Consider the following 21282-nt stretch of genomic DNA (forward strand, 5'->3'; position numbering starts at 1 on the left):
TCAAAAATTCGCAGCATAGGCGCTAACCGGTACAAATCCGCTGGAATTGTATGAACTTTCTCTAGGCTGGACGCAGGGCGTAACGTGAATTTCAAAAATGATAAATGGAAAATTATTTATTGTCACCCGGCCGCACTGTTAGCGTTGTCACTAGTTTTCACGCATCAGTGCATCGTCGCCGGGTCGACTTTTTTTTGACCAAAACCATTGAGCGATTCCAGGCGAATCAGGATTTTTTGACCTGCCTATACCTGTTCCTGGCATCAATGGCAATTCCATACCTTCCGGGATGTTTATCTTTTGTATTTCTGCAGAAATGGATCAATGAAGCCCATTTAAGCTTCGTCGATAATTTTGTTGGGAATATGTTTGGAAAAATTGAAAAATACCGAGACACCAAACTGAAGGATCGAGTTGGATCTGTTCTATCAAGAAATTCGTTTTCCGTCTTAAAAGATTACATTTCGTTTGTTCATGATCTAGCAAGCTTTTCATTGAACAGTGTGCTTAGTATGATTGTTATAGGATTTTTGCTTCCTTCGCGTCTGCTGTGGGGGTACGTTTTAAGCTTGATATTCTGTCTATTTATCGTGGCCGGCTTGAGGAAATTAATTTCTGCGGCTTCCGCCAATTATGAAAATAGATATATCGCCTATTCTGAAATATTAGATCGGGGTTGGGAAAATATCACTCTAGGCAACAGGCATAATCAGGATATATGGCAGCAACACAAAAGCGCCACAGGGAACTCTTTCTACGCAGCGTCTTACACGTTGCAGATTCTGAAACAAGGTGGAAACGTTCTCTTGGCCGCGGCTTCGCTCGGACCAACAATTTTCTTGATAGCTTCCATTGCGCGCGAGGGGCATGCAGTTTCATCTATTTTCGCTGCAGTAATCGTTAGTCTTACACGCATATTTTTGATCATTAATTCCCTCAGCTCGCTTGTTTACAAAGTGCTCGACTCGTCCTCGATGAGAGTAAGGTTGAACGTTCTGTTTGATACCGGATCATTGATTTCTGCAAGCAAGGGTACAGGCGCCGGTACCGTAAGCCGCATTGAAATCAACGGAAAGCCAGTCGCAAGTGCAATGCAAGTGGCGCAAATCGTGGCACAAGCCGGTAGCGGTCGATTCAAGATAACGGGTGCGAATGGCAGCGGAAAGTCGACTGTGCTGGTTTCATTAAAAAATATATTTCAAGATGCGAGTTTTCTTTTCCCGGCACATCACGGTGATTTGATGTGGAAATCGGACGGCTCGGCTCTATCGACGGGACAAAAGACCGGCAATTTTCTTAAGGAAATATTCGAAATTGAGGGGATAAAATATCTCTTACTCGACGAGTGGGACGCTAATTTGGACAGTGAAAAAAGACGTGCCATCGACAACATATTGGATGAGCTTGGCAAAAGCAAAACGATTGTTGAGGTTCGACATTGACGACGTCATCGATGAACTGAGAGTAGAAAAAGGCACAGATCAAACATCTCCTCATGCCCGCCTATGGTCCTCGAGGTCGACCGCACTTGCTGTGATCGCCACGCACGCCATCGAACGATAATCGCTGCCCTCACTTTCGTGACGATTGGCTCCTCCGAAGAATTACCCGCACCATCCGACAATCAAAGCATTGGCCGATATGATGGTCAAAGGAAGTGTCGTGTCAGCGACGGACGCAAGCCTTAAACATCGACAGAGACACCGGTAAGCCCTACCTTGACAAACCCTGATCGCGGTCATAGGATGGTTTTTAGATACCGGTAACATTTTTCTCTGGAGAGGACTATGGGCAGCACCATGTCGGAGAAGATCCTCGCCGTGGCAGCCGGGCGGAATCAGGTGATGGCGGGCGAAATCGTGACGGCGCGGGTCGACCTGGCCATGGCAAACGACTTCACCGCACCCCTTGCTCTCGAGAGTATGCGTTCCGCCGGGATAGACCGCGTGTTCGATCCCGAGCGCGTCTGCATCGTGGCCGGTCGTCACGCTCCATTTCGCGATAGCGCCCTCGCGGGCGCCGTTGCCTCGCTCGAGCGCTTCTGCAAATCGCAGGGCATACACAACTTCTTTGGATACGGCGAGGGCATGGATCACGCCCTCGTTCCCGAACTTGGCTTGATCCGGCCCGGCATGCTGGTATGCAATGCCGACTCCCATACGTGCACCTACGGCGCGCTAGGCGCCTTCGGCGTGCCGATGGGTTCCACGGACATGGCTTACATATTCGCCTTCGGCGAAACATGGCTACGCGTGCCCGAAACGATCCGGGTCGTATATAGCGGCGAGCTGCAGCCCTTCGTGACCAGCAAAGACATGATACTCACGACCGTCGGCCGCCTCGGCGTGGACGGTGCCCGCTATAAGGCAATCGAATTCAGCGGGCCGGCGCTTGCCAAACTTTCCGTCGACGAGCGCTTTACGATTACCAATATGGCGATCGAGATGGGCGCAAAAACCGGGATGATAGCGCCGGATGCCGTCACCGCGGCTTATCTCGCCACGCGCACCCCTGTGCCCTGGGCGCCGGTGCTTAGCGACACGGACGCTGTTTTCGAGCAGACCATAGAGATCGATGTCTCCCACCTCCCCCCGGTCGTCGCCAGGCCTTTTAACCCGAGCGACGTCGTGCCTGTCACAGAAGTCGCCGGGACCAAGGTCACGCAGGTCACGATCGGAACCTGTACGAACGGTCGCATCATCGATCTGGAACAGGCGGCGCAGCTTCTGCGCGGCAAGAAAGTCGCCAAAGGCACAAGGCTGCTTGTCACGCCGGCAAGCAACATCGTCTACCAGCAGGCGAGGGAAAAGGGATTGCTCGACGTTTTCCTGACAGCCGGGGCCATCGTCAACCCACCCGGGTGCGGACCTTGTGCCGGCATCCACATGGGCGTGCTCGGCGAGACCGACGTCTGTCTGGCCACGCACAACCGGAACTTCCACGGCCGCATGGGTCACAAGGACGCACAGATTTACCTGGCGAGCCCCTATGTCGCCGCGGCAACCGCAGTTGCCGGCGCGATCGCCGATCCACGGGAGATGCTGTGATGCGCTACGAAGGTGTCATCCATTGCTTTGGCGATCATATCGACACGGATGTGATCATTCCTGCCACCTATATGACAGTGGACGACCCCGCACATTTGGCACGGCATTGCTTTGAGCCGGTGGCACCCGACTTTGCGGCACGAGTGACGCCGGGCGATCTCGTGTTTGCCGGAGAGAATTTCGGCTGTGGAAGTTCGCGCGAGCATGCGCCCATCGCCATCAAGGCAGCCGGCATCAGTTGTGTCGTCGCCGCGAGCTTCGCGCGCATCTTCTATCGCAGCGCAATCAATATCGGCCTGCCGGCTGTGGTGTGTCCTGCCGCGGTTGCCGCGGCCAAGGACGGTATGCGCGCCGTGGTGGATCTTGAAGCCGGTACCGTCAGCGTTGGCGATCAGCAATACACGATCGCCCCATTTTCACCGGAAGTCCTGGCCATCATCGAGGCCGGTGGACTCGTCGCCTCCATGAAAAAGAAATGGATGGCACGGCAAACGGAGATTCACCCATGAACCCGCTCATCATCTGCGCTGCGGTAACCGGCGGCGCACCCGCCCGCTCGAAAAGCCCCCACCACCCGGTCACGCCGCATGAGGTTGCCGAGGCGGCGGTCGCCTGCTGGCGTGCCGGTGCCGCCATGGTTCATCTCCACGCCAGACGCGAGGACGGCAGCACGACAATGGACCTGGCCGACTATCGCGAGACCGTCGACCGGATTACGGCCACCGGTTGCGACGCTATCATCAATCTGAGCGCCGGCGATAATGGCGGGCGCGCTGACCACACGCAACGACTGAGCATCGCCGAATCGGGTGCCGACATGGTTTCGCTCGATGCGGGCTCGTTCAATATCGGCGAGCGACTCTACGACAACCGGCCCAGCTATCTGCGCGAGATGGCAACGCGCATGAAGGCGCTAGGCATCAGGCCGGAGGTCGAGCTGTTCGACCTCGGTCACTTCCACTTCCTCCAGACGCTGGTGTCCGAAGGACTGTTGAGCGCGCCCGCCTACATTCAGTTCGTCTTCGGCGCACCGGGTGCACTGCCGCCCGATGTGCGATTATTGCCATTGCTTCTGGAGCACCTGCCCAGCGGCGCACAGTGGGCGGTCTCGGCCCAGACCGGCGACCATCAAAAACATCTCGCGCTCGAGATGTGCGCCTTCACCCAAGACGGCCATGTGCGCACGGGAATGGAAGATTATGTCCACGTTCGTCCTGGAGAACTCGCGAAGACCAACGCCGACATGGTGGAGCAGTGGGTCGCAACCGCCCAGATCTGGGGCCGTCCCGTCGCCTCTCCCGAAACCGCCCGTCAAATGCTCGGGATAAAACACGTGCAACACTCCACGGTGTAGTCGTAGCGCTGTAGTTGTGTAGCCGTGTAGTAATTTACCGCCTGGTGAGGCAAACGAAATGACACACGTCCGCGCCATCTTGCTGCTCTGTGCAGCACTCTGTTGCTGCGGTTCAGTTGTCGCGGTCGCACAGGAATATCCAAACAAGCCGGTGCGTATCGTGGTGGGCTTTTCGGCGGGTGGATCGGGCGATACCGTCGCGCGAATGCTTGCGAGAAACCTGGGCGACCTGTGGGGACAGTCGGTGATCGTCGACAATCGCCCCGGCGCCGGCGGCCTCATCGGCGCAAACCTGGTAGCCAAGGCGCCGCCTGATGGCTATACGCTGCTGCTCGGTGATATCAGCACCAACGCGATTGCCGCAAGCTTGTACACGCATTTGCCGTTCGATCCCATCAACGACTTCGTCCAAGTCACGCGGCTCGTCACGTTTCCGCTCGTGTTGGTCGTGCCCACCTCTTCGTCAATCACGTCGCTTAAGGACCTGATCGCGCAAGCAAAGGCGAAGCCCGGCATGCTCAGGTATAGCTCGGCCGGCGTGGGCACATCGCCACACGTTTTCATCGAAATGATGAATCAGATGGCGGGCATCAACACCGAGGCCATCCAATACAAAGGTGCGGCCCCGGCGATCATGGGCCTCATGTCGGGAGACGTGGAATTTTCGGAGAGTTCCGCATCGACCGCGCAGGCACAGATTCAAGCGGGAAAACTTCGCGGGATTGCCGTTACCGGGCCTCGCGCGCTTCCAGCTTTGCCCGGCGTGCCACCGGTATCCAGCGTGGTCCCCGGCTACGACGCGGTGTCTTTTCACGGCTTGCATGCGCCGGCAAAAACACCGCCGGAGATCGTGGCGAAACTGCAGCGCGATGTCGCTACGGTCATGCACCGCCCAGAAGTGACGGCGTATTTTAATGGCCTATCCATGGACGTCGCGGTGATGTCCACCGCCGACTACACCGCGTTCATCAAGCAGCAGACCGAACTTTGGCGCAAGGTCACGCGCACTGCGAATATGCATGCTGACTGAGCTTGCCGCCTTAGACCCACAACGGTGCGAATGCGCGCAGTCGTGCCCGGCTCTCGGAGAGATCATGCTAAGCCTCGAAGACCGACTTGCCATCCAGGGACTCTATGCCCGTCATAACATCTTCGTGGATCTAGGCGACTATGAGAACTGGGCGAACTGCTTCACCGAAGACGGCATTTCTCATACAAGCACCCTAACGCAGGGGCGCGCTGCATTGATTGCACATGGAAGAGCGCGCTTTGAAGCGCGCGCGACTGAACCCTGGACCTATCCCCAACACTGGAACACCAATCTCGTCATCGAGGGCAACGAAGAAACGGCGTATGGGATGTGCTATATGACTCGCGTTGTCAAAATGAAGGACACCGGCGAATATGTTACGACCCATCTCGGCATCTATCAGGACGAGATCGTCAAGCAAAATGGCCGATGGGCGTTCAAGAAACGCAAACTTCATCTTGATGCGCCCCCGCCGTCAAGTGCGATTCCAAAGCGGGCTTGATTGGCCGTAGCGTTCGCGGGACGCGGGCCCGATTCGGTTGCTTCCTATTCGGTTTGCTGGGTCCACACTGCGTTCGGCATGGGCAAGCGCTCGAACAACGGCTGGGCCGCGGCGAGTCGGTTTTGTTGATCCACTTTGTCCAAACGCCACAAAACTTGTCGCAGGTGTTGCCCGCTATGCCACGCGGTGCGCTCGAGCAAACCATGGATGCTTTGCTGACCGTAGTAAACGTCTGCCGGGGCATCCCACGGATAGCTTTGCACATTCTGTTTGAGCCACGCGCAGACCCATTGCTTGATATCGTTGCCATAGGCCAACAAGTCCTCCAGCGTCTTGCGCTCCGGCGCCGGGAGATGTTGATAGGACGCGAACGTCACCGGCACGCCCTCATCATGTTTGAGGAAGGTCTCGACGATGTGGAATACGTGAAAGTACAGGTCCGCATAGGTTCGCCCTTGACCGCCGGGTATCTCCTCGGCCAGGATTTCGGGCTTCAGGTTATGGCCTTCTTCAAGCCCTTTATTCAGGATAGCCTCTACCCGCTCGCCCAAGACCTCAGGCGACAATGGCCCCGGTGCAGTGAAGTCGATCCCGCAGAGCTGAGCGACATCTTTTAGCGCTTGGCCATCGGCCCATTGCTGGCCTATCTGAACGATAGGAACACGCCGTACTCCGAGTGATGCCAAATCGGCCAGGGCGGTCAGATCGTCATGGATATTTCTGGATTCGAAAGCAACGCCATGCGAGGTCAGATATTCCTTGACGCGCAGGCAACTGCTGCACCCGGGCACCCAATAGACGTTGACCGGAGGACGGATCGCTGTGTCAGTCATGGCTACTCCTTCATGCCGTCACCCTCAAGATAGAAAACGGCTTAACTAGTATAGGACTTCCTGCACCTGCCATCGCACGATCAGACTCTCCGATTGCCTTGTATCAAGTGCTTGCGCGCGGCATCACGGAAAAGCCGACATCCACGCGCTCGGGTCCGACACTTTTGCCCTCGATGCGGGCGAGAATAATACGACCGACGATCTTGCCGATCTCACCGCGCGGAATTTCCAACGTGGTTAGGGTAGGAACGACCTGCGTCGCCATTTCGAAATCGTCGAACCCGGCGATCGCAACGCGGCCCGGTACGCTCAAACCACGTCTCTGGCACTCGAACAGCGCGCCAATCGCCAACACGTCACCGCAAAAAAAAATGGCGTCGATCTGCGGGCGCTTCTCCAATAGCTCGACCAGCGCTGTAGCCCCCGCGTCAAAGCCGCCTGACGTATCCATCATCAAATCCGTGTCGGGCTTCTTACCCGCTTGGCGAAGCGCTGCGAGGTAGCCACGGCGCCGCTCACGAGACCGCTCGTTGTTGTCGATAAAAACGGTGACCAACGCAATTTGACGATAACCGCGCTCGAGCAGATGCAGGGTCATGGCTTTTGCGGCCAGGAAGTTCGAAAAGCTCACGACGCTATCCAACGGTCGGCGAACCACATTTCCCGTCTCGACGATAGGGATGCCGGCTCGCTCAAGCAGTCGCGTGGCACGCTCGCTGTGTGTCGTGCTGTGCAACAGCAAGCCGCAGGGGCGCTGGGCCAGGAAGCTTTCGATCATCCGCTCTTCGGCTTCCTCCGAATAGCCGCATGCGCCGACCATCAACGAGTAGCCGCTGCTGCCCAGTTGTTCGGCCATGCCTTGCAACATGCTCGAAAACAGCGAGTTGCGTATGCTCGGGACGATGGCGGCCGCGACGTTGGTGCGGTTGGAAGAGAGGCTGCCGGCGATCTGGTTGGGCACGTAGCCGAGCTCTTCGATTGCCGCAGCTATCTTCAGTCGCGTTTGCTCGGATACCGTCTCGGGCAAGCGTAGCGCGCGCGATACCGTCATCTTCGAAACGCCCGCAAGGTTTGCGAGATCGATCAGTTTGGTATTGGAGCTGGTGACGGATCGCTTGGGCATAGGCGGGAAGCAGGTAACTCAATCGGGAAATAGGAAATATCGCAGCTCGTCAGTGCTTTGTTCACGAGCGCATCAACAAGTACATTAACAAGTGCATTGGCCGCCCTGCGGCGACCTTGAACCTCGGCCGCGACCTCGGTACCCCCAACTTGACAAAGCAGGAGGCCAGTCATAGCATACATCAGATACCGGTAACATCAACTCGAAAAGAGAATGGTCACGCGTGGCAATCTGGCGCGATGCAGTCGCTTCTTTGCCAAGGAAGACATCCATGTCGGACAGCAAGATAGAGTTGCACAGTGCCAGCAAGTATTTTATTGCGCATGGAAAGCAGATCGCGGCGCTCCAGCCCGTGAGTCTCGCTGTGGGCGAGCAGGACTTCGTTGCGCTCGTCGGGCCGTCTGGATGCGGCAAGTCGACCGTGCTCAACTTGATGGCCGGGCTGTTGCAGCCGTCCAGCGGCCATATCACTTACGACGGCCAACAGATCAGCGGCGCGAATCGCGCGGTGGGCTACATGACGCAGAAAGATACGCTGTTGCCATGGCGAACCGTCGCGGACAATATCGGTATCGCACTCGAACTGCGAGCTCGCTACGTCTCACGTAAAGAATGCGACGCTCGCGTGGCGCAGATGATCAGTCTCGTCGGACTCAGCGGCTTCGAGCGCCACTATCCCGGTGAATTGTCGGGAGGGATGCGCAAGCGCGTCGCGCTCGCGAGGAGTCTCATTTACGAGCCCGAGACGCTCCTGATGGACGAGCCATTCGGCGCGCTCGACGCGCAACTCAAGCTCGTCCTGCACGATGAACTGCTGCGACTCACACGTCAGCGGCAAATGACGGTAGTTTTCGTCACGCATGATCTGGGCGAGGCAATCGCGCTCGCCGATCGGGTGGTCGTCTTCAGTGGGCGGCCGGGGCGTGTGAAAGTCATCAAGGACATTCCGCTGGGCCGCGACAGAGATGTCTTTCGCATTCGCTTCACGGAAACATTCTGCCGTCTGCATGAAATTCTTTGGGAGGAACTCAAGGACGAAGTCCGTAAGGGAACGGAAGCATGAAGGCGGTGCTAAAAATGACGATCAGTAGTGAACAAAATGCGGAGCAAGATGCGGAGCAAGATGCGGGGCAAAATACGGCGCAAGATGCGCGGCGAGATGTGGCCGTGCGCGCATGGCATAGCAAAAGCATGCTCTCGCATCCGGCGTTCACGATACTCGGGCGCGTCCTGATTCTCCTGGGCTTGCTACTGTTTTGGCAATGGGGTTCGGGTTCGATCCTGCCTAGGTTCTGGTTCAGCTCGCCCTCAGCCGTTTTTGAAGTGCTACGCGGCTGGGTGCTCGATGGCTCTTTGTGGCACCACCTCGCAGCGACGCTGCTGGCTATGGGTATCGGGTACATAGTAGGGAGCACGGTGGGCATCGTGTCGGGCTTTCTGCTCGGCCTCGCGCCCTATGGCGCGCGGGTGGCCGCGCCGTTCGTGACGGCACTTTATTCACTGCCAAAAATCGCGCTTGCACCGCTCTTCGTCATTCTGTTCGGCATCGGCCTCGAATCGAAGATCATGCTGGTCGCCGTCACGGTTTTTTTTCTGCTGCTGTACAACACGCTCGATGGAATCAAGGATGTCGATCCGGACTTGGCGGAAGGGCTGGAAGTCATGGGCGCCACACGCGGCGAAGTGATCCGCAAGGTGCTGGTTCCGGCAACGCTGCCCTGGATATTTGCAGGCTTGCGCATCGCTGTGCGCTACGCTTTTACTGCGACGATCCTGGGCGAGTTGATCGCGAGCAATAGCGGGATCGGATTTCTGATCGACTATTCCGCGGGACAGTTCGATGCCGCGGGCGTGTTCGCCGCTATATTCGTTCTCGTCGTGGTGAGCGTGTTCCTTACCGAAGCGCTGACGCGAGTGGAAGGATCGGCGCAACGCTGGAAAAACTAGATCGCTGCATGCGCTCGATTCGAACGTACGCCACACGCCATCCGTCAAACCGAACGACAGCGCCACCGCAGCACATGTCGTTCCAGCCACGCGGCACTTTCGCCGATGGCAACCCCAACCGCCATCAGCACAACCAGAGCTGCATACACGCCGGTCATGTCGAGCTGAGTCGAAGCTTGATTGAGCAAAAAACCCAGTCCCTGCCGCCCTGCCATCAACTCTCCGGTCGTGGCGGCGACGAGCGAATACGGCAGCGCGATCTTGATCCCGGTGAAAATCCAGACGGCGCTTGCCGGCAAAACGATCTTCTGAAACACTTCGCGACGTGAGGCACCCATCAACTGCAAGGTCTGCACCAGGTCGCGGTCGACCGACTGCGCCCCCGAGAAGGTGTTGAAGAACAACAGAAAGAATGTCACGAGCGCCACAAGGATCACCTTGGGCTGCATGTCGAGGCCGAACCAGAGAATAAAAATCGGCGCCATCGCGATGAGCGGAACATTGTAAAGAGAAACGATGAACGGCCGCAGCAGCCTCGCAAGCAAGGGCGAGCGGCCAAGCACCAGACCCACGAAAATCCCCACCGGGACGCCGATGAGCAACCCCATCGCCATCTCTGCCAGCGTCGTTCCGACATGCAACCAGAGATTGCCCGTGAGCCACTTCAAGAGACGTGCCGCGATAAGGCTGGGCGCGCTAATCCATTTCCGTTCGCTGCTGGTCCGGCCGACAATTTCCCAGAGCACGATAAGCACGACCAGAACGAGCGCACGCGGCAGCATCACACTCTGCCGAGCGCGGTCGCGGGGGGTCACTACGTCCGACATTCCACCGCCCTACTGCTTGACAACAGCGGCAGCGGCGGCGGCCTGTTGCGCCGGCTGCGCCGCGACAACACTGTTGTAATTGACGTTGATCTTCTTCTCCTCGCCGGCATTCATCCAGGTGACAGCTTTGTTGATCTGGTCCGGCGTAATGAGCAGGCTTTGCGGGGAGCCCTTGATATAGTTCGAGACCGCGAGATCGAACACCTTCGCGTCAATATCGGGGAAATACTGTCGCATCATTTTCTTGGCTTGATCCGGATGCTGGGCAATGAAGTTGACTGCGTTTGTCAGTCCACGCATCACAGCGGCAACCACGGCAGGTTTGCTGGACAAGGTCTCACGGCTGGTCGCCAAGACGACATACGGGACGCCGTTGAGCTCCGGCACCTCGCCCGTAAAGGGATCAATGATCACTTGGCCGAGCCCCGCCGCCGCCGCGGTTTCCGGAATCGGCGCGGGGTAGGCGAACCCATCCGTAAGCTTGTTCTCAAAGGCGGCATAGATCGCAGCGCCGGTACCGAAAGGCTGCAGCTTGACCTCGGAATCCGGTTTGAGACCACGCGTGAGGAAGAGGCTGCGCACGAAAGCATCGGTGCTGCTGCCTGGAGAGGAAATGCCTATCCTCAGCCCGTGCAATCGTCGCACTTTCTCGTCGATGCTCATGCCGGGCTTGATGCCGGACTTCGCGACGGCGTCGTTCGAAAGAACCAAGGTCATGCCGTACACATTGAACACGTTGGCAATAGCGACCAGGTCACCGCCCGCCGCGTTGCCGTTTTGAGCGGCCACCTTGATCACATGCAGCAGCGCCAGCGCGGAGAAATCGGCGCTACCCCCCATCACCGATGCGGCCTGTCGAGACCCGGAATTCACGTTCACCCAGTCGACGTCTATGCCTTCCTTGGCGAAAAAGCCGCCGCCACGGGCGATGTAGATCGGGAAATATTGCAGCGCGTCGCCGCCGTTGGTAATCGTCACTTTCTGGTCGGCCTTCGCGGCGGCAAAGCCCGGCGCGACGGCGATCAATAGCAGCACCAAAAGTGCCTTGCACCATTTATGCACGATAGCCTCCTCTGCGCCGTGGTGCTCCTCACTAGCATTTTCAAAGAGCAATGTTACCGGTATCTAAGCCATCGTATGACCCCGCTTAGAGTTTGTCAAGGATCGTGCCGCGCAGCCGCTGGATCCCACACGCTGCATTTTTTACCGGCCTGCTTTACCCGCCCACCTACCCACCTGCTTACCCACCAACCCCGGCGCTTTGCGCGCAAGCAATCGGCTGTGGGAGCACAATGGAATTTCGCGGCCTTTGGAAGCCGTGCCGGCCGGCCGCTAACGTATAGACAGCAGCCCTCAGACATGCCACTCTGGCGCAACCCCGAATCCATTGCCCCTATGACGAAGGTCGCTCTTAACACCATTGCCCTGTCTGTCGTGACCGCCATCGGCTGCACGCCGGCGTTGTGCTGGGCGCACGCGCTCGATGACCAACTAGACTGTCAACTGAGCGCGCACGCATTTATCAAGCCGCTACTCGACAGTCGAGACATCGATCCGATGCCGATGCGTGTCGAAGCGAACTCGGTGAACGCTTTTCGACCAATGCACGACAGCCATCTGACCGCTTTCGGCTATCGCGTCGACGCCGTGCTCGGCTATGAACAAGGGGACTCGATCTTCAAACAAGGCAGTGGCAAGCCCATTGCGAAATCGGGGTATGGTGTCGTAGTGTTCGGCCCCTCCGACACCGTGAAAGCTAAGGTACGCGATGCTGGCAGCGACGCGGTCGTGCGCGAAATCGTACCCCTGCTGCTTACTGTCGTCTTCTGCAGCGGTCCATGATGCGTTACACGACTGTATCCGTGCCCTAAAATTCGCCTAGCATTGGCGACGGAGGTTGAACATCGCCTACCACCTGAAGTCGTCTATCGTCCGTGTTGTTGCCCTGGCGGTACGCCGCCCGGCGCACGTCATCGTGGTCTCGCTCGCGCTTGCCGTTCTGAGCGGCTACTATGTCACGCACCATTTCAAGCTCAATACCGACATTGGCAGCCTTGTAAAGTCGGACGAAGCTTGGGCCACGCTTGACCACGCGATGGACAAGGCGTTCCCGCAGCGCGCCCAGACGCTTCTAGTCGTCGTCGAAGCCAACGCGCCCGAATTCGCCGACGCCGCAGCCGATGCTTTGGCGGCCCAGTTGCAGAACGAACCCAAAGAGTTCGCCGCGGTCACGCAGCCGGCGGCGGGCCCATTCTTCGAGCACAATGGTTTGTTGTTTCTGCCTGCGGATGAGGTTCAGTCCACGACCGGGCAATTGGCCCAGGCCCGCCCCCTGGTCAACGCGCTGGCGAAGGACCCGAGCCTGACCGGCCTCGCCGACATGCTCACCGCGAGCCTGCTGCTGCCGCTGCAGATCGGTCAGGTCAAACTCAGCGACATGAGCCCTCTACTGTCGCAAAGTGCCAACGTTGTCGATCGTGTGCTGGCCAAGCAGTTCGCGGCGTTTTCGTGGCGCTCGCTGGTCGACAAGGACGTAAAGACCGACCCGGCGCGAGCCTTCATCACCGTGGATCCCATAGTCGACTACGGCGCGCTTGAGCCGGGCGCCCGCGCTTCTTCAGCGATCCATGCCACGGCCGCTTCCCTGGGGCTGGCCGCACGCTACGGCGCGACGATCCGCTTGACCGGCCAACAGCCGCTCGCCGACCAGGAGTTCGCCTCGGTGAAGGACGGAGCGGCGCTCCATAGCACTGTGGCTTTGATCCTCATGCTTGCCATCCTGTGGCTTGCGCTACGCTCGGGCCGCATGATCGCCGCGCTATTCATCACGCTGTTCGTCGGACTAGCAATCACCACTGCGCTTGGCTTGCTATTGGTCGGCTCGTTCAACATGATTTCGGTCGCATTCATCGTACTGTTCGTCGGACTGGGGGTCGACTTCGGCGTGCAGTTCAGTGTCAAATACCGCGAGCAGCGGTATCGCGACGACCGTCTTCCGGCCGCACTGCTCAAGGCCGCTCATAAGGTCGGCGTGCCGATCACCTTGGCCGCCGTTGCCGTGGCGGCGAGCTTCTTCTCGTTTCTGCCGACCGCATACCGAGGCGTATCGGAACTCGGTGTGATTGCCGGCGTCGGGATGCTCGTCGCTTATCTGACCACCATCACCTTGCTGCCCGCGTTATTGACGGTATTTAATCTGCCATCGGAAGTGGTATCGCCGGGTTTCAAGCGAATGGCGCCGGTCGACGATTTTCTTGAACGCTACCGCAAGCCGGTGCTGATTTCGTCGCTCGTGGTGGTCATCGGCGCGTTGCCGCTGTTGCTGCATCTGCACTTCGACTTCAATCCCCTGCATCTGAACGATCCGCATACGGAATCGATGGCTACGCTACTGTCCCTGAAGGGCACGCCCGAGGCCGCGGTGAACGACGTACAAGTGCTAGCGCCGTCGCTCGCGGACGCGGACCGCCTGGCCGCACGTCTGAGAACGCTGCCGGAAGTCGGCCGCGTCACCACACTGTCCACCTTCATTCCCGAGGACCAGTCGAAGAAACTCGCACTCATCGCCAGTGCCGCGCAAGCATTGCTGCCGGTGCTGACCCAGCTCCCGGCGCCGCCCGCCGCCGACACGATACGCGTTGCCGCGCTCAAACAGGCGGCGCAGCAACTCGCACTCGCGGCCGAAGATCACCCGGGCCCGGGTGCCGCGCAAGCCGAACATCTTTCCACTGGGCTGCTCAAACTCGCCGCAGCCGACGCCGCCACGCGTGACCGCGCAGAGACTGCCTTGGCTGCGCCACTGAAGATCGCACTCGCGCAACTGGCCGCGCTACTGCAGCCCAGCGAGATCACGCGCACCAACCTGCCGCCGACTATCGCCCGCGATTGGATCTCGCCCGACGCACACGCGCTAATCGACATCAGCCCCAAGGTCGCCCCGGGCGCCGATCCCGGCGACGACGCGATGCTGCGCCACTTCGCGAACGCCGTGAAGGCTGCCGCGCCAGGGGCGATCGGCGGCCCCATATCGATCCTGCATTCGGCTAAGACGATCATCGATGCGTTCCTGCAAGCGGCAGGCTGGGCCTTGTTGACGATCACGATTCTGTTGTGGGTGGCGCTGCGGCGTATTGACGACATATTGCGTACGCTGATTCCGCTTTTGGTGTCCGCGACCGTGACGCTCGAAATGTGCGTGCTGCTCGGCATGTCGCTCAACTTCGCGAACATCATTGCGCTACCGCTGATGCTCGGCGTGGGCGTGGCATTCAAGATCTATTACGTGATGGCTTGGCGTAACGGCCAGACTGGTCTATTACAGTCTAGCCTTACGCACGCCGTGATATTCAGTGCGGCCACCACCGCCACCGCGTTCGGCAACCTGTGGCTATCGCACCTGCCCGGTACCGCCAGCATGGGGCGCTTGCTCACGTTGTCGCTGTGCTGCATGCTGGTCGGCGCGGTGATATTTCAGCCTGTCTTGATGGGCAAGCCACGACCGGCAGTCTTGGCGGGCAGGCTCAAGGCGAGCAGGAAACCCGCTGCTAGCATGACGACCAGGAAATAGACGCCGGCATCATAGCTATCGAACGAGGTGCGCAGCCAACCTACCGCGAACGGACCGACGAAGCCGCCCAAATTACCGATGGCATTGATGATGCCGCGCGTGCCTCCGGCCACCTCCGCAGGAAACAACATAGGCGGAATCGTCCAGAAAATGCTGGAAGCGGATTGCATGAACAAACCGCAAGCGACGAGGAAACCGAACGATACCCAAATCTGATTTTTAAGCAGCGTGGAAAGCAGGAAGCATGCAGCGAACAACAGGATAGGCAGCGCCGTATACCGACGACGGTTTCCGCTGCGGTCCGAAAACTGCGCGAACGCATAGAGTCCGAAGATCATCGCAATGTAAGGGAACATCGACAGCAAACCGACGTTGGTCATCCCCGTCTTCGTCAATTCCTTGAGCAAGGTGGGCAGCCACATGGCAAAGCCGTAAATGCCGACCTGGTAGAAAAAATAAAGGAAAATCAGTTTCCACAGATTCGTATCGCGCAGCACTTCACGATACGAGGCCGGTTCGGCGTGTTTCTTTTTCAGTGCCTCCTGTTCCGCAGCAAGCCGCTCGATCAGGTAGTCGCGCTCTTCCGGGGAAATCCACTTCGCGGTCGACGGCGAATCGCTGATCAGCGGATACCAGATGAATATCAGGCCGATCGAGAGCAGGCCTTCACCGATGAATAATCCGCGCCAATCGTAGTGGCTGATGATCCAGCCCGACAGCGGCCCCGTGAGGATCGAGCCAAGTGCGAGGCTCATGATGAAGTACGCGTTGGCGCGGCCACGCTCTTCGCTGGGAAACCAGTGGCTGAGTATGATCAGCATGGCTGGCCAGACACCGCCTTCCGCCACGCCGATCAGGAAGCGGACTATCAGAAGCTGGTTGGCGTCTTGCACGAAGCCGCACAACACCGACAAGCCGCCCCAGATAAAAATCGAAATGCCGACGAATTTCTTGGCGCTGTGGTGCTCGGCCCAGTGTCCGCCCGGGACCTGCAAGACGATGTAGCCGATGAAGAAAATACCGGCCGCCAGGCCGGACATTGAAGCCGTCAGTTTCAGCCCTTCATTCATGCCACCCGCCATCGCAAAGCCGATGTTGGTACGGTCCATGAATGAGAAGATATAGACCAGAATTGCCGGCGGAATGATGCGCCACCAGCGCGCATTCGGTATAGCGCCTACGTTGCTGAAGCTGCTGCTGCTCATGAAGATGTCTCCTGTTTTTTTATAAGATTTTTTATTGCCGCCAGCCCGAGTTACGTCACATGCGTTGCCTTGGTTGCAGTGAGTCCGTTGCAATACCTCAGTGATTGTGTCGTGGCAAGACATTGCCGACGCCGCGATACTGCACCGCCAGCTCCATGCAAGCGCCCGACTCCAGTTGCCCCACGGTGGCACGGTAGATTTCCTGCCATGGCGTCTGACTCGGCGGTATCGCCGGCAGCGCTTCGCTCTTGCGCCGCGCCAACTCCGCGTCCGCTACCAGCATGTCGCAACGCCCTGTATTCAGGTCCACCCTGATCCGGTCGCCCGTGCGCAAAAAGGCGAGACCACCGCCCACCGCACTTTCCGGCGACGCATTGAGGATAGACGGACTGTCGGATGTGCCCGACTGCCGGCCGTCTCCGAGCGTCGGCAGATTCGTGATGCCACGCTTGAGCAGTGCGGCCGGCGGCTGCATGTTCACCACCTCGGCTGACCCTGGCCATCCCACCGGCCCCGCACCGCGTATCACCAGCATCGTGTTCTCATCGATATTGAGCGAGGCGTCGTTGATCCTGGCGTGATAGTCGGCCGATCCATCGAATACCGCTGCCGTGCACTCGAACACGCCCTCGCGGCCCGGTTCGCTCAGGTAGCGCGCACGAAACTCGGGCGAGATCACACTCGTCTTCATGATGGCAAAATCGAACAGATTGCCCTTGAGCACCATAAAACCGGCATGCTCCTTGAGCGGCGCTTGATAGCGGCAAATCATTTCCCGGTCGGCGCTTTCGTGACCCTCCAGGTTGTGCACCATGCTCTGCCCTGTCACCGTGGCACGATCCGCGCGCAGCCTGCCCGCTTGCAGCAGTTCCCACATCACCGCCGGCACGCCGCCGGCCCGGTGAAACCGTTCGCCCAGGTATTTGCCCGCCGGTTGCATATTGAGCAGCAACGGCACGTCATAGCCGTAGGCCATCCAGTCGTCGGAACTGAGCTCGACGCCCGCATGGCGCGCCATCGCCATGATGTGCGGTTGCGCATTGGTGGATCCGCCGATAGCGGCATTGACAACGATGGCGTCGAGGAACGCGTCGCGCGTCAAGATCGTCGACGGCCGCTGATCCTCATAGGCCATCTCGACGATGCGCCGCCCGGTCTCGTAGGCGATCTGCCCGCGTTCGCGATACGGCGCCGGAATCGCGGAGCAACCTGTCAGCGACATGCCCAGTGCTTCAGCCAGCGCGTTCATCGTCGACGCCGTGCCCATCGTATTGCAGTGTCCGGCGGATGGCGCGGATGCTGCGGCGATCTGCAGAAATTTCTCTTCATCGATCACGCCTGCGGACAGTTGACGGCGGCCTTTCCATATGGCCGCACCGGATCCGACCAACTCGCCATCCATCCAGCCGTCGAGCATCGGACCGCCGGACAAGACGATGGCAGGAATATCGACCGTCGCTGCCGCCATGATTTGCGCCGGCGTGGTTTTATCGCAGCCGGTGGTGAGCACCACCGCATCGAGCGGATAGCCGTGCAGAATCTCGACCAGCCCTAGATACGCCAGATTACGGTCCAGCGCAGCAGTCGGACGGCGGCAATTCTCGAACACCGGATGCAAGGGAAATTCCATCGGAATGCCGCCCGCATCGCGGATCCCATCTCGCACCCGCCGCGCGAGTTCCAGATGAATCCGGTTACATGGGCTGATATCGCTGCCGCTTTGCGCTATCCCTATAATCGGCCGTCCCGAACGCAACTCTCCCGCCGTTATTCCGTAGTTCATGAAGCGCTCGAGATACAGCGCCGTCATATCGATATGCTCCGGATTCGCAAACCAGTCTTGCGACCGAAACCGCCGCGGCTTCTGCGCGTTATCCGTCATTCTGTGTTCCTCTTGTCGTGTTCAATGCTCATCTTCAACTTGCAGCGAGCAGCCCGCGAAGCGCCAGGTTGCGATACAAAGCGCGAACGCCGAATGTCCAGGGCGGAATGGCATCGCTGCGCTGCACGTGGTTGATCAGTGCTCCCAGCGATGCGCTTGCGATGGTTACGCGGTCGCCGAGGTGGTGCGTGAATCCGGCGCCTGGAGCGTCTCTGTCCTTGATCGGCGAAAACATCGTGCCGAGAAAGAGCATGAAACCGTCCGGATACTGATGGTGGCTTCCGCCGGTCTGTTCGACCAGATCGAGTGGATCGCGGCTGATCTCGCTCATGAGGCTGACGCCGTCGAGCTGAAAGCCGTCGTCTTCGCCTTCAATGAGCAGCGTGACTTTGGCCGTGCGTAGCGTGTCGAGGGTGAAACGTTCGTCGAACAACCGGATAAACGGGCCAATTGCGCACGAACCGTTGTTGTCTTTTGCCTTGCCGAGCAGCAAGGCGCTGCGTCCTTCGATGTCGCGCAGGTTGACGTCGTTGCCCAGGGTCGCGCCCACCACCCGCGAGCGACTGTTGACCGCGAGCACAATCTCGGGCTCGGGATTGTTCCATTCGGATTCAGGATGCAACCCTACGTCCGCACCGAAACCCACCGACGACATCGGCTGCGACTTAGAGAACACCTCGGCGTCGACACCAATGCCGACTTCCATATACTGAGACCATGCACCGCGTCTGATGAGATCCTGCTTGAGCTTCTCGGCGGCGTCCGAGCCGGGTCGTATGGCTGACAGATCGGAACCGAGCGTCGCTTGCATCTCGCTTCGTAACGCTTGCGCGCGTGAAGCATCGCCTCCTGCCTGCTCTTCGATCACGCGCTCCAGCAAACTAATGGCGAACGTGACACCGCATGCCTTGATTGCCTGCACATCGCACGGCGCCAGCAACCTGGGCGCGTTCGGCCGCGCAGGAGCCGCCAATGCGTCGTCGATCAAGGTCAAAGCAGAGCCTAGCGATTCGCCTTGCGCGTAACGGGCAATCTCCAAGACATCTTCACGATCCAGTAGATCCGCTACCGTCGGTGCCGCTGACGATATATCGAACACCTCCCCTTTGCGCACCACGACAACACAGGGACCGTTGATATGACCGTCCCGCCAAACCCGGCCAATGAGCAAGGCATCGGACAAATCGTCGGGCAATGCTGAAACTGCGGAAATCGATTGCATAGGATTCTCTAATGGGGTGACCGACTCTACGTGCGCGCATCTCGAGCGCAGATCCGATTGATGGTAGCGAGTAGACGGATATGCAACAAATGAAATATTTGGCGAAATCTATGTGAATTTTTATATACTTCGGCTGATCCGATCCTCTGCGCTACGCAAGGCCCCCATGAATAATCACGACGCAAACTCGCTGATTCGCATGCGTCTTAAGACGCGCCAACTGGTGCTGCTCGTCGCGCTGGACGATGTGCGCAACATCAATGGCGCAGCGGCGCAGCTCAACATGAGCCAGCCGGCCGCGTCGAAATTGCTGAAGGATCTGGAAGACGAACTGGGCGTGCTGCTGTTCGAACGCCTGCCGCGCGGCATTGCGCCGACCGGCTATGGCGAAGCCATGATCCGCCATACGCGCATGGCGCTGACCAGTCTCACGCAAGCGCAGGACGAGATCGCCTCGCTGAAATCAGGACTCTCGGGCCAGGTCAATGTCGGCGTGATCATGGGGCCCGGCATGGCGCTTATGCCGCCGGCTATTGCCAAGATGAACAAGCAGTCGCCACTGCTGCGCATCGGGGTGCAGCAGGAAGAAAGCATCGTGCTGCTGGAAAGGCTCAAGCGCGGCGATCTGGATTTTCTGATCGCACGCGTCATCGACCATGTCGACAAGGCCAGTCTGCTCTACGAGGAATTGTCGGATGAATCGATCTGCGTGGTCGTGCGCGATGGGCATCCGCTGCAATCACGCAAGCGCCTGAGCTTGCAGGAGCTGGCGACGCAAAGCTGGATACTGTCGCAGCACGGCAGCATCCTGCGGCATCGCTTCGATATGATGTTCCGTCGGAACGGTTTGGAACCGCCTACCCACGTGGTCGATACGACCGCGACCATGGTCATCATCAGTTTGCTGCAGCAGAGCGATTTCCTGCATTTGGTGCCGCGCGACATCGCACGCCGCTACATGGATTTCGCCAAACTGCGCATCCTGCCCATCGAGCTGCCCTTCAAGATGGATGGATTCGGCATCATCACCCGACGCAATCAGTTGCTGTCACCGGGCGCGAAAATCTTCCTGCAGATTGTGCGCGAGCTTGCCAGGGAAATTTACGGGGCATAAGTAAAAGGCTTGCTACTCGAATCGGTTGAAAACCATGACCTCGCTCAACGGGATTTGACCTCCACGCGGCCAGGGCGCATCGGTGGCTTTGCCTATCGCGAGCAGCATCGTAATCACATGATCATCCGGTAAATTGATAAGTTTCGCGACGGCGTCGAAATCAAACCCATCCATCGGACAGGAGTCGTAGCCGAGAGACTTGGCCGCCAACATCAACGTCTGCGCCAGGATGCCGCATGAGCGCATTGCCTCATCACGCTGGACCGCCGGCTTGTCCCGGTAGTATTGGTCAATCGCAGGCAGGATCATTTCCTGCACAGGCTTTGCCGCATTTTTCCAGTAGCGCCTCGGTTCACGCTCCCAAGCATTGAGATCAGCACAGAGCGCGATCACCAGAGAGGCGTCGGCTACCTGCGGCTGATCCCATGCGACTGCACGCACAGCATTGCGCAGCCCCCTGTCTTGCAGCATGACAAACCGCCAGTTTTGGATATTAAAGGCCGTCGGGGAACATAGGGCCGCCGAAAACAGCTGCTTTTCGTCGGCTGCAGGCATTTCGTGTTGCGGATCAAAGCGCTTGATAGATCGTCTTGCGTGTACTGCATCGAGCACGTTCATTATCAGTAATC

19 protein-coding genes are annotated in these 21282 nt (G+C 58.6%); 11 read left to right on the plus strand and 8 right to left on the minus strand.

What is annotated here, in order from left to right; translation table 11 throughout:
• Window positions 1-104: 104 nt before the first annotated feature.
• The 6 genes from GSQ77_RS15195 (at window position 105) to GSQ77_RS15220 (ending at window position 5933) form a co-directional block, all read left to right on the plus strand.
• Complete coding sequence (locus tag GSQ77_RS15195) at window positions 105-1442, plus strand: ABC transporter ATP-binding protein (RefSeq protein ID WP_254067638.1); 1338 nt, start codon at window positions 105-107, stop codon at window positions 1440-1442.
• Between the two features lie 345 nt (window positions 1443-1787).
• On the plus strand, window positions 1788-3047 hold the full coding sequence (locus tag GSQ77_RS15200; protein WP_158903570.1) for a 3-isopropylmalate dehydratase large subunit: 1260 nt from the start codon (window positions 1788-1790) through the stop codon (window positions 3045-3047).
• Complete coding sequence (gene leuD / locus GSQ77_RS15205; RefSeq protein WP_158903571.1) at window positions 3047-3556, plus strand: 3-isopropylmalate dehydratase small subunit; 510 nt, start codon at window positions 3047-3049, stop codon at window positions 3554-3556. The genes GSQ77_RS15200 and leuD overlap by 1 nt, the downstream gene beginning before the upstream one ends.
• Window positions 3553-4401 (plus strand): 3-keto-5-aminohexanoate cleavage protein, encoded by an 849-nt coding sequence (locus tag GSQ77_RS15210; RefSeq protein ID WP_158903572.1) that lies wholly within the window; start codon window positions 3553-3555, stop codon window positions 4399-4401. Before leuD ends, GSQ77_RS15210 begins: the two co-directional genes overlap by 4 nt.
• Window positions 4402-4459: 58 nt before the next feature.
• Window positions 4460-5431, plus strand: coding sequence for a tripartite tricarboxylate transporter substrate binding protein (locus GSQ77_RS15215; protein ID WP_158903573.1), 972 nt, complete (start codon window positions 4460-4462; stop codon window positions 5429-5431).
• 64 nt (window positions 5432-5495) lie between these two features.
• Window positions 5496-5933: a nuclear transport factor 2 family protein gene (locus GSQ77_RS15220; RefSeq protein ID WP_158903574.1), complete on the plus strand. Its 438-nt coding sequence runs from the start codon at window positions 5496-5498 to the stop codon at window positions 5931-5933.
• Between the two features lie 44 nt (window positions 5934-5977).
• On the opposite strand, the gene GSQ77_RS15225 is transcribed toward GSQ77_RS15220, so the two are convergent.
• Together GSQ77_RS15225 and GSQ77_RS15230 are read right to left on the minus strand one after the other, a co-directional pair.
• On the minus strand, window positions 5978-6766 hold the full coding sequence (locus GSQ77_RS15225; RefSeq protein ID WP_158903575.1) for a glutaredoxin domain-containing protein: 789 nt from the start codon (window positions 6764-6766) through the stop codon (window positions 5978-5980).
• 103 nt (window positions 6767-6869) lie between these two features.
• Window positions 6870-7889, minus strand: coding sequence for a LacI family DNA-binding transcriptional regulator (locus GSQ77_RS15230; protein ID WP_158903576.1), 1020 nt, complete (start codon window positions 7887-7889; stop codon window positions 6870-6872).
• Between the two features lie 271 nt (window positions 7890-8160).
• Between GSQ77_RS15230 and GSQ77_RS15235 the strand changes: the two genes are divergently transcribed.
• Window positions 8161-8952 (plus strand): ABC transporter ATP-binding protein, encoded by a 792-nt coding sequence (locus GSQ77_RS15235; protein ID WP_158903577.1) that lies wholly within the window; start codon window positions 8161-8163, stop codon window positions 8950-8952.
• A gap of 14 nt (window positions 8953-8966) precedes the next feature.
• Window positions 8967-9836, plus strand: coding sequence for an ABC transporter permease (locus GSQ77_RS15240; RefSeq protein ID WP_158903578.1), 870 nt, complete (start codon window positions 8967-8969; stop codon window positions 9834-9836).
• A 44-nt stretch (window positions 9837-9880) separates the two neighbouring features.
• Here GSQ77_RS15240 and GSQ77_RS15245 read toward each other — a convergent pair whose 3' ends face one another.
• Window positions 9881-10663 (minus strand): ABC transporter permease, encoded by a 783-nt coding sequence (locus GSQ77_RS15245; RefSeq protein ID WP_158903579.1) that lies wholly within the window; start codon window positions 10661-10663, stop codon window positions 9881-9883.
• 9 nt (window positions 10664-10672) lie between these two features.
• A complete protein-coding gene (locus tag GSQ77_RS15250) occupies window positions 10673-11725 on the minus strand; it encodes an ABC transporter substrate-binding protein (protein WP_158903580.1) in 1053 nt (350 codons plus the stop codon).
• A 333-nt stretch (window positions 11726-12058) separates the two neighbouring features.
• Here GSQ77_RS15250 and GSQ77_RS15255 point away from each other — a divergent pair, with 333 nt between their 5' ends.
• Together GSQ77_RS15255 and GSQ77_RS15260 are read left to right on the plus strand one after the other, a co-directional pair.
• Window positions 12059-12505, plus strand: coding sequence for a hypothetical protein (locus GSQ77_RS15255; RefSeq protein ID WP_158903581.1), 447 nt, complete (start codon window positions 12059-12061; stop codon window positions 12503-12505).
• Between the two features lie 61 nt (window positions 12506-12566).
• Window positions 12567-15230: an MMPL family transporter gene (locus GSQ77_RS15260; RefSeq protein ID WP_254067669.1), complete on the plus strand. Its 2664-nt coding sequence runs from the start codon at window positions 12567-12569 to the stop codon at window positions 15228-15230.
• On the opposite strand, the gene GSQ77_RS15265 is transcribed toward GSQ77_RS15260, so the two are convergent.
• From GSQ77_RS15265 to GSQ77_RS15275, 3 genes are all read right to left on the minus strand, one after another.
• Window positions 15134-16435 (minus strand): MFS transporter, encoded by a 1302-nt coding sequence (locus GSQ77_RS15265; protein WP_158903582.1) that lies wholly within the window; start codon window positions 16433-16435, stop codon window positions 15134-15136. The genes GSQ77_RS15260 and GSQ77_RS15265 overlap by 97 nt on opposite strands.
• 97 nt (window positions 16436-16532) lie before the next feature.
• Window positions 16533-18317 (minus strand): IlvD/Edd family dehydratase, encoded by a 1785-nt coding sequence (locus GSQ77_RS15270; RefSeq protein ID WP_158903583.1) that lies wholly within the window; start codon window positions 18315-18317, stop codon window positions 16533-16535.
• Window positions 18318-18351: 34 nt separating this feature from the next.
• A complete protein-coding gene (locus tag GSQ77_RS15275; protein WP_158903584.1) occupies window positions 18352-19539 on the minus strand; it encodes a fumarylacetoacetate hydrolase family protein in 1188 nt (395 codons plus the stop codon).
• A gap of 166 nt (window positions 19540-19705) precedes the next feature.
• Here GSQ77_RS15275 and GSQ77_RS15280 point away from each other — a divergent pair, with 166 nt between their 5' ends.
• Window positions 19706-20653 (plus strand): LysR family transcriptional regulator, encoded by a 948-nt coding sequence (locus GSQ77_RS15280; protein ID WP_158903585.1) that lies wholly within the window; start codon window positions 19706-19708, stop codon window positions 20651-20653.
• A 12-nt stretch (window positions 20654-20665) separates the two neighbouring features.
• On the opposite strand, the gene GSQ77_RS15285 is transcribed toward GSQ77_RS15280, so the two are convergent.
• A complete protein-coding gene (locus tag GSQ77_RS15285; RefSeq protein WP_158903586.1) occupies window positions 20666-21271 on the minus strand; it encodes a nitroreductase family protein in 606 nt (201 codons plus the stop codon).
• Between the last annotated feature and the right edge of the window lie 11 nt (window positions 21272-21282).

Source organism: Burkholderia sp. L27(2015) (assembly GCF_009765705.1).
Lineage (GTDB): Bacteria > Pseudomonadota > Gammaproteobacteria > Burkholderiales > Burkholderiaceae > LMUX01.